This window comes from Staphylococcus kloosii, from assembly GCF_032139365.1.
Classification (GTDB): domain Bacteria; phylum Bacillota; class Bacilli; order Staphylococcales; family Staphylococcaceae; genus Staphylococcus; species Staphylococcus kloosii_A.
In genome coordinates this window covers 55683-68786 of sequence record NZ_JAVTDB010000003.1, presented here as the reverse complement: position 1 = coordinate 68786, position 13104 = coordinate 55683, and the positions used below count along the sequence as shown (strand labels likewise).

The 13104-nt window shown below is 32.5% G+C and carries 13 protein-coding genes; 5 read left to right on the top strand and 8 right to left on the bottom strand.

Annotated elements, in window-relative coordinates:
* Nucleotides 1-252: 252 nt before the first annotated feature.
* The 4 genes from hpf to fakB1 form a co-directional block, all read right to left on the bottom strand.
* A complete protein-coding gene (gene hpf, locus RPL90_RS00500) occupies nt 253-816 on the bottom strand; it encodes a ribosome hibernation-promoting factor, HPF/YfiA family (RefSeq protein WP_313541379.1) in 564 nt (187 codons plus the stop codon).
* A gap of 66 nt (nt 817-882) precedes the next feature.
* Nucleotides 883-1458 carry a ComF family protein gene (locus RPL90_RS00495; RefSeq protein ID WP_313541377.1) on the bottom strand — a complete coding sequence of 192 codons (576 nt, stop codon included), beginning with the start codon at nt 1456-1458 and terminating at the stop codon, nt 883-885.
* An 88-nt stretch (nt 1459-1546) separates the two neighbouring features.
* Nucleotides 1547-2629, bottom strand: coding sequence for a DEAD/DEAH box helicase family protein (locus RPL90_RS00490; RefSeq protein WP_313541375.1), 1083 nt, complete (start codon nt 2627-2629; stop codon nt 1547-1549).
* 434 nt (nt 2630-3063) lie between these two features.
* Nucleotides 3064-3927: a fatty acid kinase binding subunit FakB1 gene (gene fakB1, locus RPL90_RS00485; RefSeq protein ID WP_313541373.1), complete on the bottom strand. Its 864-nt coding sequence runs from the start codon at nt 3925-3927 to the stop codon at nt 3064-3066.
* Nucleotides 3928-4162: 235 nt separating this feature from the next.
* Between fakB1 and RPL90_RS00480 the strand changes: the two genes are divergently transcribed.
* Entirely contained in the window at nt 4163-4807 is a 645-nt protein-coding gene (locus RPL90_RS00480; protein ID WP_313541372.1) for a YigZ family protein, read from the top strand.
* A 90-nt stretch (nt 4808-4897) separates the two neighbouring features.
* Here RPL90_RS00480 and RPL90_RS00475 read toward each other — a convergent pair whose 3' ends face one another.
* Complete coding sequence (locus RPL90_RS00475; protein WP_313541370.1) at nt 4898-5947, bottom strand: glycosyltransferase family 4 protein; 1050 nt, start codon at nt 5945-5947, stop codon at nt 4898-4900.
* 386 nt (nt 5948-6333) lie between these two features.
* Between RPL90_RS00475 and gdpS the strand changes: the two genes are divergently transcribed.
* From gdpS to pepT, 4 genes are all read left to right on the top strand, one after another.
* Entirely contained in the window at nt 6334-7404 is a 1071-nt protein-coding gene (gene gdpS, locus RPL90_RS00470; RefSeq protein ID WP_313541368.1) for a GGDEF domain-containing protein GdpS, read from the top strand.
* A 179-nt stretch (nt 7405-7583) separates the two neighbouring features.
* Nucleotides 7584-8345 (top strand): threonine/serine exporter family protein, encoded by a 762-nt coding sequence (locus tag RPL90_RS00465; protein WP_313541366.1) that lies wholly within the window; start codon nt 7584-7586, stop codon nt 8343-8345.
* Nucleotides 8346-8364: 19 nt separating this feature from the next.
* On the top strand, nt 8365-8859 hold the full coding sequence (locus RPL90_RS00460; RefSeq protein ID WP_061855521.1) for a threonine/serine exporter family protein: 495 nt from the start codon (nt 8365-8367) through the stop codon (nt 8857-8859).
* An 11-nt stretch (nt 8860-8870) separates the two neighbouring features.
* A complete protein-coding gene (gene pepT / locus RPL90_RS00455; RefSeq protein ID WP_313541364.1) occupies nt 8871-10106 on the top strand; it encodes a peptidase T in 1236 nt (411 codons plus the stop codon).
* A 174-nt stretch (nt 10107-10280) separates the two neighbouring features.
* On the opposite strand, the gene RPL90_RS00450 is transcribed toward pepT, so the two are convergent.
* The 3 genes from RPL90_RS00450 to RPL90_RS00440 all read right to left on the bottom strand — a co-directional run bounded on the left by RPL90_RS00450 (nt 10281) and on the right by RPL90_RS00440 (nt 12992).
* A complete protein-coding gene (locus RPL90_RS00450) occupies nt 10281-11402 on the bottom strand; it encodes a glycerate kinase (RefSeq protein WP_313541362.1) in 1122 nt (373 codons plus the stop codon).
* A gap of 243 nt (nt 11403-11645) precedes the next feature.
* Nucleotides 11646-11966 (bottom strand): bacillithiol system redox-active protein YtxJ, encoded by a 321-nt coding sequence (gene ytxJ / locus RPL90_RS00445; RefSeq protein WP_313541360.1) that lies wholly within the window; start codon nt 11964-11966, stop codon nt 11646-11648.
* A 132-nt stretch (nt 11967-12098) separates the two neighbouring features.
* Nucleotides 12099-12992 (bottom strand): EMYY motif lipoprotein, encoded by an 894-nt coding sequence (locus RPL90_RS00440; protein ID WP_313541359.1) that lies wholly within the window; start codon nt 12990-12992, stop codon nt 12099-12101.
* Nucleotides 12993-13104: the final 112 nt, after the last annotated feature.

Below are 13104 nucleotides of genomic sequence, written 5' to 3'. Positions count from 1 at the left end.
TTTAGCTTATTAACTCTTTTCCTTACAACAATTTATATTACCACTTATAAGCATAAATTTACACTTATATTACCGTTACTTAAAATTAGTTGTTGCTTATTTTTATATTTTTTAAATTGCGTTTCAAAGTTATAGTTATAATTCTCTATGAAAGCTACTTTTTACTTTCAAATTATTACATATTAACATAACAAAAATTAAGCGTCCAAGATTTAACACATCTTGGACGCTAGAATTATAAATTTAAAATGATTATTCAGATGTTTCGATTAATCCGTATTTACCATCTTTACGTTTGTAAACAATACTTGTCCCATCTGTTTCACGATCTGTGAAAATAAAGAAATCATGCCCCAATAAATCCATTTGTAGCACTGCCTCTTCAGAATCCATTGGCTTTAAGCTAAATTGTTTAGAACGTATAATTTCGAAATCTGTATCTTCAGAACTGTCTTCTTTAGTATCATTATTTGATTCTGTAATTTCAGCAAAAACGTCAGGTTCACCGCGATCTCTATGTTTGCGATTCACACGTGTTTTATATTTTCTAACTTGACGTTCTAACTTGCTGTTAATCAAATCAATACCTGCATATAAATCATCATTTCGTTCTTCTGCTCTTAACGTCACATTTTTAAGTGGGATAGTAACTTCAATTTTAGTAGTTGAATTAGTATACGTCTTCACTTTGACGTGTGCAGTAGCATCTGGCACATCGTTAAAATAACGTTCTAGTTTACCAATCTTATCCTCAATATAGTTGCGAATAGCATCTGTAATAGTGAGGTTCTCTCCGTGAATTTCAAATCTGATCATAGTAATCGACTCCTTTAAAACCCCTATATTGGTAATGTTGCTTAACTTTATAATACCACGTTTAACCTAACGTGCAAACGTAAACACATCGAATTTTCTGATTTTTCTCTCAAAAAATTTACACGCTACTTGGTGAACTGTAATGCCAGTTGTATAAATATCATCAACAAGTAAAATGTATTTATCAGTAAAATCATGAATTGAAATTATTTCGAAAGGATTAACTTGTTTTGCTCTTTGCTTTTTAGTTAATGAAGATTGTTTTAATTTATACTTTGCTTCGACGCATGGTAAATATTTTATATCTAGCTCATCTAACACAGTGGTCACTACATTGAAGGTGCGCTCTATGTCTCTGTCTCTCGGGGAAGGTATTGGTATAATGTAATCATATTTATTTGGGGGAAATGTTATGCTCTGTGCAATGACTTCTTTTAATGCGTAATCTCTCATAAATTTATATTGTTGTAATGTTTTTTTTACTACGCCACTATAATTATACTGGCAATAAAGTTGTGCCATTAAGTTATAGCGTTGTGCTAGATATAAGCAATCTTCACATACTACATCACTATTACACTTACGTTTTAAACATCTTTTACAATGCCCCGTTACATTAATTTGAGCTTCTGCCCATTGCAATTTGCAACTTTCGCAAATATTATTGGCACACTTAAATAAGTTAATGATATCTAGTTGCTCTATAAAAGGAGTTCGACATTGTATACATTTAGGCATCGCTCCACCCTTTCTTTACGGCTAAATGATTCATGTGTTTTATTTTTCTGCGAGCAGCTATCATAGACCAGGAAACACCTTGATGACAAAATAAAACTAAACCATCACATGCATGTAGCTTCCTTCCTACTCTGCCTGCAATTTGTATTAATGCCGAAGTAAGAAACAAATGACTTTGTAGTACTATGACATCTATATGTGCCATCGTGAAGCCTCTTTCTAAAATGGTAGTTGTAAATATAACTTTATACTTTCCTGCCCTTAAGTCAGCAATTTTTTCGTATCTCTTATTATCGTCACTATATACATAGTTAAGTTCTTCTATATAGGATCGATATAATTGATACAATTTCTTCATATCAACAATATTATTTACGAATACAAGTGTTATACGCTTATTTTGTATTTGTTGTTTCAGTATTTGTAATAAAGTTGGATGAATTTTATGCGTATACAGCTTTAAATATTTAAATGTGGGGACAGGTAATAAATGACGGTGATAACGTGAGGGTAATTTTATTTGATTGCGTGCGGGGATTGTTTTAAGCAGTTGTTTTGGAGGCGTGGCAGTCATATAAATATGACTGTATTTTTGGCAAGAAGCTAGAGCGAGTGCTTTCATAAGTATGGGGTCCATCGCTAATGGAAAAGCATCTACTTCATCGATAAATATTACATCAAAGTGTTCTTTAAAGCGCAATAATTGTTGCACTGTCGCTACTACCAAATGACCGTTAAATTGTTGTGGATGCCCTTCATATATTATATCTATATCTTCATATTTGAATGCATCTACGAGTCTCATGCTTACTTCAATTACAACGTCTACACGTGGCGACACGACTGCAACATTCAAACCGTGTTGTCTAGCATACTGTATACCTTTAAATATCATTTCTGTTTTACCAGCACCAGTTACAGCATCCAGTAATAAATTCTCTTGCATCTTTATAGCTTTCACTATTTTATTAGCAGCGTATAATTGTTGTTCAGTTAACGAAAATTGCAATTGATACTGTGCAATAGACTGATGTTTAACACTTGTTGTTATTACTACTGAATTTACATTATCCATACGCCCTAAAAACAAACAACGTCTGCAATATGTTATCTTCTCACCACTAAAATTTGAACGGTACGAATAAAAATCCTGTGCTTCATTAGTGCCACATTGCACACATATCCATACACCGTCTTTTTTTAAAACGCCCTTACATTTTTGGGCGATACTTTCAGTTGTAAGTTGTTGCCTATCAGTAATTAACTTTCCGTATAATTTTATTTTTATCAACTCCTATAGAAAGAGACTAGCACGCTGTTAAGAGCCCGGGACATCATATGTCTTCAGGCTCTACTTTTATAGGGGCAGTAGATGACTGAATTGAAAATGTGCTTATATCAAGCTGCTGTCAACGCTAGTCATCTTTGCCAGGGCGGGACTACAAAATCTTCTTATAAAATTAAGATTTTTGTCCCACACCCTATGTATGCTAGTCTTCATCTTAGTTTTTATGCTTCAATGATATCTCTACTTACATAGCCCAGACCTATGCCACCTGAACCTAAATGTGCAAGAATGACAGGTCCAAATTCAGAATATATGATTTTATAGTCTGGATATTTTTGTTTCAAATCATTATACAACCATTCAGAGTCCTCTTTCTTATCTCCGCCTATAACGAAAATCGTGAAAGTATCTAGTTCTTTAACCTGTTCAATCACTTTACTTTCAAGTGCAAGCAATGCTTTTTTCTTTGTACGTACTTTTTCTTCTGGAACAATTTTACCGTCATCAAATTTAAGTACAGGTTTCATTTTTAACATTGTACCAATCCAAGCTTGTGCTCCAGTAATTCGCCCACTCTTTTGTAGATTTTTCAAATCATCTACCATTAAAAAGGCACCGGTGTTTTCACGCATATTAGTTAAATCATCGATTATATCTTTTGGTTGTAATCCTTTGTTAATCAGTTCAATTGCTCTTAACACATAAGAACCTTCGACCATAGCTGCTAATTTTGAGTCAAATGTATGTACATTAACGCCTTCAACTAATTCTGCCGCTTGTGTAGCCGTTTGATAACTACCACTAATACCTGAAGACAGAAATACGCCGATAATATCTGTATATCCTTGATCTCTCAATTGCTCATATTTCTTGATAAACTCACCAATAGCAGGTTGACTTGTTGTAGGAATCGTCTTCGATTTTTTCATACGTTCTTGGAATTCTGGCGCAAAGATCGTTTCATTTTCTATATAGTTATCACCATTATCAAAAGTAACACTTAGAGGAGCTATAGGTATATTATGTTTCTTTAAAATAGACTCACTCAAGTAGCTTGTAGAGTCTGTTATCACAGCTATCTTCATGTCAAACCTCCCAATGTAATTATACTTACCACAATCATACCTTAATTTCTTTTAATTTAAAATCGATTTTACATTTATTTTGATATTGCAAACAGTGTATAATAATTACACAAAATCTTCCACACAAGGTTTTGCTTTGTATTATTTCTCACTTACACCTATTGTAAGTAATATAGCATTATATATCGCGCTACATAATTATAATATACTTAAATAAACTACGGGTGGTCTTACGATGGAACAACAATCAATTATTACTATTAAAAAAGCACATACTATAGAAAATGTTATTAGTAAATCACGCTTTATAGCTCAGATTAAACCTGTTAAGTCAGAAGAAGAGGCTAAGCAGTTTATTGATGAAGTAAAACAACATCATAAAGAAGCGACGCACAATTGTTCTGCCTATACAGTTGGAGATAATATGAACGTACAAAAAGCAAATGATGATGGAGAACCTAGTGGTACTGCCGGCGTTCCGATGCTGGAAATATTAAAAAAGTTAGATATTCATAATGCATGCGTCGTCGTTACAAGGTACTTTGGCGGTATTAAATTAGGTGGCGGTGGTCTTATTCGTGCATATAGCGGTGCCGTCAGAGATGTGATCAACGATCTCGGTCGCGTACAGTTATTACCGGCGATACCTACTAAAGTAACAATCGCTTACGATTTAACCGGTAAATTTGAACATGAACTTGCTGGCACTACTTTTATTCATCGCGATACGGAATATACTGATAAAGTAAGCTATTTTATAGATGTGTTAGCTACTGAGTATGATGATTTCATTGCATTTTTAAACCGCATAACTGGGAGCAACTTCGAAATAACTGAGGAAGATGTTAAGCGCCTTCCATTCGACATTGAAACACCATGAAACAAAAAAACTCCAAGATTATTATGTAAGACTACCTTGCATAAAGCAGGTTAGCGTTACATAAAATAATCTCAGAGTTTATTTTCATCGTTAATCTTGATGTTCTTTTTTCTCTATTAATTTTAATAACGGGCGATATTCATCATCAATTAGTCCCGTAAATTCTACTATTAATTCGATAGTGATAACGATTAAAATCAACATCATAATTACGCCCCATGATTGAGACAAATACAATATGATACTTGAAAGACTAAATAATATGGCGATCGAATAAATAAGCAATACTGTTTGTCTATGTGAATAGCCTAAGTCTAATAATTTATGATGTAAGTGCGATTTATCAGCTTGCATAATATGTTGACCTTTTTTCACACGTCTAATCATAGCGAAAAGCGTATCTATAAAAGGCACCGCTAAGATGACGATTGGGAAAAACAGCGACACGAATGTTATATTTTTAAAGCCTAGTAATGATAAAAATCCAACTATAAAACCTATAAGTAACGCGCCACTATCACCTAAGAAAATTTTAGCTGGGTGAAAGTTGAAACATAAAAAGCCTAACAATGCACCAATTAACACACTACAAATCATAATAATAAATATGTTAGCTTGTAAAATAGCGATAAAACCTATAGTTGCTAATGCGATAGCAGAAACGCCAGACGCAAGACCATCGAGGCCGTCTATTAAATTTATGGCATTAGTAATTGCTACAATCCATATAATAGTAATTGGTACACTTAAAATACCAAAATGAATCGTCGGACCAATAGGTAATGAAATAAAGTCAATTGTTACACCATAATAAACAACAACGATTGCTGCAACAATCTGACCAATCAATTTAATTATTGGTTTCAAATCATATATATCATCAATTAAACCGACAAGATAGATTAATACAGAACCAATGACTAGCGGTTTAACCTCCGTTTCAATCGGATGTCCTAACCAGATGCCCAGTAGAAAAGAAAACAGAATAACAGTACCCCCCAGTACAGATACTGGCTTGGTATGTACTTTTCTATAATTGGGTTTATCTACAATATCCATTTTTTGCGATACTTTTATAATTATTGGTGTAAGTATTAAACTGACGATCATTGAGAAAATGATTAATAATAATGTATACATCAGTTCACCTTCATTATTTTAATTCTGAATATTTTCAAATCTTATTACCGATTTATTTATTAAGATACTTTGCTATTTAGTATCTAATAATAAATTCACCAACACTGTTTGAATATTGTCATATATACTAGTAGTATCTTAATACTCACCTAACTAATATAACTTATATGTATTTACGAACACAAATACTTATGTAACTAGAAAAAAATAAAAATATTCTTAATGTCTATTATCAAATTATTTTTAGTTTAATTTATTATATCATTCACAAAGTTCATTTAACATGAAAATAATGCCATGTTATGAAATTGCAGGAATATTAATGACAAAATGTAAGTTTTCACTTACAATAACAAAGTGTCTTTTTAAAGGAGCGTAAAAAATTAATGTTTGAAGCTATTGTTTATAATATTGCAGTTACAGTAGCTGGTATTTATTTATTCCACCGGCTACAATACTCAGAAAACAAAATTATGGTTTTTTCTAAAGAATATGTATCCGTATTAATGACTATTTTAGCGTTATTACTATCAGCTTATCCTATTCCATTATTTAATACCTATTATCTCGAATTAACTTTTGTGCCATTACTATTTATAGGAAGATATACGAATGCTGTATATACAGTTGCCGCAGCGGTTATCGTGTCATTGGTTAATATTTTTATTTTCGACCATTCGATCATAAGTGGCATCATTTTAATTGTTATTGCGATTATCGTAAGTACTATAGGTCCATTTTTAAAACAAAGTGACATCATGGCAGTACAAATTCTAAATGGGATCAGTTTAATTATCTACTTAATTTTAGCTTTGATTAGTCCTTATGTTGAATTAATGGAAGTATTGTTCTTAATACCGATTTCATTCGTTTTAACGTTAACATCGTCTATTACCTTTGTTGATATTTGGCATTTCTTCTCATTAGTTAACAGATATGAGCATGAAGATAGTATTGATTATTTAACTGGATTAGGCAATGTTAAAGAGTTTGATAGACATTTAAATGAGATCTCAAGCATAGCTGAACAAAATAACGAAAGTTTAGGTTTATTACTTATTGATATAGATGGCTTCAAAGATGTAAACGATCAATATTCCCATAAAGCTGGGGATGCAGTGCTAAGACAAATGGCACAGTTACTTATAAACTATGTGCCACAGCATTTTAAAATTTACCGTAACGGCGGAGAAGAATTTTCAATTGTACTTAGAGACTATACCTTAGATCAATGTGTAAAATTAAGTGAATCAATTCGTACGGGTGTGGAACAATCATCATTCCACTTACCAGATAAAGCAGTTATTAAACTGTCAGTTTCTATCGGCGTTGGATTTTTAACAAAGGATGATTATAAATCTCAACGCAAAGTATTCAAAGATGCAGATGATATGCTACATGTAGCAAAAAAAGAAGGACGCAATCAAGTCATGTTTAATCCTATCGTTAAATTATAATTCCGGAAACAGCAATTCATTATTTATTATATGGATTGCTGTTTTTTTAGGGTACAATATCAATATTAAGTTTTTTAACTACTGAATAAAGATTATAACCTTGTTGTTGACTATTGAAAGTTGTGTAGAGAGGTTGTAAACTTTCAATTGTTCTATTATCCAAGTTGGAGGTGGCATCAATGTCCGAATCAATCACCATTATTGATGAAAATAAAGTGATTGACCTAGTGCTTATTGCAGGTAGAATACTACTTGAAAGCGGTGCTGAAACTTATCGTGTCGAAGATACAATGAATCGCATGGCCGCAAGTTATGGCCTTGAAGATACATATAGCTTTGTAACTTCCACTGCTATTATTTTTTCGTTAAATAATCGTACAAATACGAGATTAATTCGTATAAGAGAGCGAACTACAGATTTAGAAAAAATTGCGCTAACTAATAGTTTATCGCGTAAAATTTCAAATAATGAAATAACGATTGATGAAGCTAAAAATGAACTTATTGAATTACATCGTTCATCTTTACAATATTCATTTTACACACAATTTTTTGCCGTAATGATTGCTTGTGGATTTTTCTTATTTATGTTTGGTGGCGTTGCACATGATTTTATATTTGCAGCTATCGCCGGCGCACTAGCCTTTTTAACTTTTGGCTTCGTGCAAAAATTCATTCAGATTAAATTCTTCTCCGAATTTATTAGTGCTGCAGTCGTCATTACATTTGGTGCCGTTTGTACAAAATTGGGATTCGCATTAAACCAAGATACGATAACCATTGCCGGTGTAATGCCGTTAGTCCCCGGTATTTTAATTACCAACGCGATTCGTGATTTATTAGCTGGTGAATTATTAGCCGGTATGTCACGTGGCGTTGAAGCGGCGCTTACTGCTTTTGCTATAGGTGCAGGTGTAGCAATCGTATTATTGATATTTTAAGGAGGAATGAATCATGGTTTTGCTATATTATTTAAGTCAATTTGTTATTAGTTTCATAGCCACGACGCTCTTCTCCATTATCTTTAATGCGCCTCGTCGCCTATTATTGGCATGTGGATTTGTTGGCGCCATGGGTTGGATTATTTATAAATTTACACTTGATGCAGACCTCGGTAAAGTAATGGCAGCTTTTTTAGGAAGTTTAATATTAGGCGTCATGAGTCATACAATGAGCCGTCGTTATAAACGACCGGTAATTATATTTATCGTACCTGGACTTATTCCGCTTGTACCTGGTGGTTTAGCTTATGAAGCAACAAGATTGCTTGTTTCAAATAACTATACACATGCCGTGAACACGTTTCTAGAAGTAACGCTTATTTCTGGCGCTATTGCTTTCGGTATATTATGTGCAGAAATATTGTATTACATATATACGCGAATCAAGCAATATTATGGTAAAATGAAGGGCAAAACATATAAAAAGTCTTATGATATAAATAACAGAGCTTAAGGGGTGCAAAAATGAAATCAGAAATAATAGAAAGATTAAAACGATACGTCCAAATTGACACTCAATCTAATCCAGAATCTGAAAATACGCCATCAACTGACAAACAATGGGATTTATTACATTTATTAGAGCAAGAATTACAAGATTTCGGTCTTACAACAGAATTAGACGACAATGGTTATTTATTTGCAACGTTAGAAAGCAATGTTGCTTATGATTTACCTACAGTTGGATTTTTAGCTCATGTCGATACATCACCTGACTTTAACGCAACTAACGTAAATCCTCAGATTATAGAAGATTATGACGGTCAACCGATTAAATTAGGTCATACAAATCGAGTGTTAAGTCAAGATACTTTCCCTGCTATGCGCAAAGTTGAAGGACATACATTAATGGTAACTGATGGCACATCGTTATTAGGTGCTGATGATAAAGCCGGTGTCGTAGAAATTATGGAAGCATTAAAATATTTAATTACACACCCTGAAGTCAAGCACGGCCGTATTCGCGTCGGATTTACACCTGATGAAGAAATTGGTCGCGGCCCTCATAAGTTCGATGTTGAAAAATTCAATGCGCATTTTGCTTATACAATGGACGGTAGTGAATTAGGTGAATTACAATACGAAAGTTTCAATGCTGCTTCGGCTGTTGTGACAACACATGGCGTAAATGTACATCCTGGTTCAGCTAAAAACGCTATGATTAATGCCATCTTACTTGGCAATCAATTTAATGCTTTATTACCTCAAAATGAAGTTCCAGAAAGAACTGAAGGATATGAAGGATTTTATCATTTAATGCAATTTAATGGCGACGTAGAAAAAGCTACACTGCAATACATTATTCGTGACCACGATCACCAACAATTTGAATTACGTAAAAAGCAAATGCTTGAAATTGCAGATAACATTAACGCTCATTATGAAAACGAGCCAGTCCAAGTTTCAATCGAGGATCAATATTATAATATGGGTGAAAAAATCGAACCTAATCCACACGTTATTGACATTCCAAAAAGAGTCTTTGCAAAATTAAATATCGAACCTAACACTGAACCTATTCGTGGCGGTACAGATGGTTCACAATTATCTTATAAAGGATTACCTACGCCAAACATTTTTACTGGTTGTGCTAACTTCCATGGTCCATTCGAATATGCTTCTATCGATGTTATGGAACAAGCAGTATCCGTGATTGTGAATATTGCTGCAGAAGTAGTTCATTACTACGATGAGCAGTAATGAATAAAGTTAATCACGTAAAGTGTTTTAATTCAAAAGAAGCGTCAAACGCTATTGTGTTTGACGCTTCTTTATATTTTCTTAATTTAGTGAAAATAACACAATATGAAAAACCTTTAAATGATATCATGTCTGACATCATTTAAAGTGTTTTCGTATTTATATAGTTATCATTTACTTAACATTAAATGGGGTTTGTAATAATTTCAGAGCTTGTATCGTATAATGTCTAATTTGAATACCCATTTTAAAATCAGTGTAACTTTTTGGCATTTCAATAAATGTATTAAACATAGCCGTAACACCCATCGTTTCAAATTGATCAAATTTATCACTCGTTGCACAGACAGCAATAGCTGGCTTTTGGTGTTTCGTCGCTAATTCAGCAATACGAATCGTTGTTGTTTCTAACAACTGGTCATCTTCATTCACACCTTCACCAAAAATAATTAAGTCCGCTTGTTCAATTAATGATTCTAAATGCGTGAGTTGATCTACGAGTTCATGACTCGTTAATATTTCAGCTTGATACAAGTGACTTAAAAGAGAAGCGATACCGCCACCAGCGCCACCACGCTCTACTAAACCAATAGCACTATGTAACTCCCCTTTTAAAATTTCACTGAAATACCAAATTAAATTATCAATCTCAACCGCTTCTTCGCGACGCATATGCTTCGCTTCATAAATCTGCATAATTTCACTTTTCTTACCATATAATTTACTATCAAAATCTGACATCAACTGGAAATTTACGTTTTTTAAGCGGGGATGTATATTAGAAAAGTCAACACTGCGTATTTGTTTTAAAATATGTGTACCTTGACGCGTATCGACTTCTACTGCCTCATCATCATAAAATTTAACGCCTAATGCTTGTAACATACCTGCACCGCCATCAAAGCTATCTATGCCACCTAAAGAGATAATGATATGTTCCGATTGATTATTTAAAGCATCAGCAATCACTTCTCCCATACCATAACTAGATCGTTCACGTGTAGGCTTATGACCTTTGAGGAATAAATTCCCTTCAATAACCGTCATATTATTATCTGTAATGCCATAAACTGCTTCTACTTCATTCATATCTGCATCGTGTGCCGTCACTCTATATTTCGTCCCTGATTGCCATAAAAATACCGAATCCATTAATTCATGGCGTCCATTAAACAATGGCACTTGAACGATGTCAGCTTTTGGTATTTTATTAGCAATTGCTTCTTCCACATATCTATTGGCTTGATAACTAGAAATTATTCCATTAAATTCATCCATAGCTACTAATACTTTCATTTTTGTCACCTCATATTTAACATAGTTGCACTTTTATTATTTTTCTACTATCTTGTTATCCAACTATTAACTTACTAATTTATTGGTTGTTATTTGCATTAATTTAACTGTTATCTATATTGATAAGTTCATTGTTATATTATACATGTAGTATCAAAATATTTCACATCAAAAGAAAAAGCTTGTTAGCCACTAAATGATTTAGTAAGACATAACAAGCAAAGTTTAATGATTATGTGATTTTTATTCTTCTGCTTTAGCTAATGATGAAACATTAATTTGTTCATGACTCGCACTCCATATTGCTTTTCCATCTACGAAATAAAACGCTTGTGGTGATTCGTGTTTCACTTGTGTTTGTTCTTCAATATAATCGGATAATTTACGTTCTTGTTGGACTACTAAATAGTATCCATCCATATCTCTTTCATATAAAAATTTATTGAATTGATCATATGCGTTTGCTGATATTGGGCATGTTTCACTATGCTTAAACACAAAAGCATATTTATTTTCATTGACGACTTGTTCAAACTGGTCAATCGAACTCAGCTTTATAGCCATTCTATTCACCTCTAAAAAGATTTAACGCACCGTTACTGAATAACAGTGTGTAAGTTATAAGATATTTTCATATCAACGCTTCCCATTATACACAAATAACTTTTTGTTGTTAACCACCTATTTAAAAGTTATTTAATTGTATTTAGACTTTATTTTTTTGAATTCTTTAGCGAAATCATCCTGATATTTATCTAAATCTTTACCTTCTTTAGGCAATTGTTTGTAATCAATTGTCGATAATTTTTGACCAATATCTAAAGTCTCTTCTCTCGTTTCATAGTAGTTTTGTAAACTATAGTACATTTCTATCGTATGTTTGCGCGCTGCGTTAACGTGTTCATCACTAATATTTGTTTGATTCAAATCTTTAATTTGTTTATTAATTAGCGGCATAATGTCATTGTTAATTGACGCTTTTATTTCTTTTGGATTTGAAGTTTGCGTACTCTTTACTGCTGTTTGTTTTAATTCTTTATTATTATCTTCTATTTTTTTAGTAATCGTTGCTACATCGGTACTATCACCTGATTTTTCGGCTGTTTTCATATTATTTTCAACGATAGATCTATTTTTTTCAAATAATTTAGTGTAATCTAATATGTCTTCGTTAGCCTTAATAGATTGATTACATAAATCAACAAATCTTTTAAGTTCGTTCAACGCATAAACTTGTTTTTTTACATCTTTCTTATACGTTTTCTTTAATCCTTTTAATTCACTCGTCTTAGCTTTAAGATCATTTGTAGACTTTTCATACGCTTTTATTTTAGGTACTAAATCACTATTAATTTCATTTTGTATATCATTAATTTCTTTTTTATTTTCATCTGTAGTATCCGTTTTTCTTAATGAATCTAATTTTTCGATATGTATTTTATTAAGTGTCTTTTTTACTTCATGTTCTTTACTTTTCGATTCATTTAATGACGATTGAAAGTCTTTAAAATTATCATCATGTTTATTACCGCAAGCACTTAGTATAAAAATGAGACAGGCAAATAAGATTAAACTTATGATTTTTTTCATCTTCGCACTCCTTATTATTCGTATTATACATAAACATATTTAACTTGAAAATGATATATGATATATTATTTCAGAATTTACTCATTCCTTAACAGCATACAAAGGAGCTATG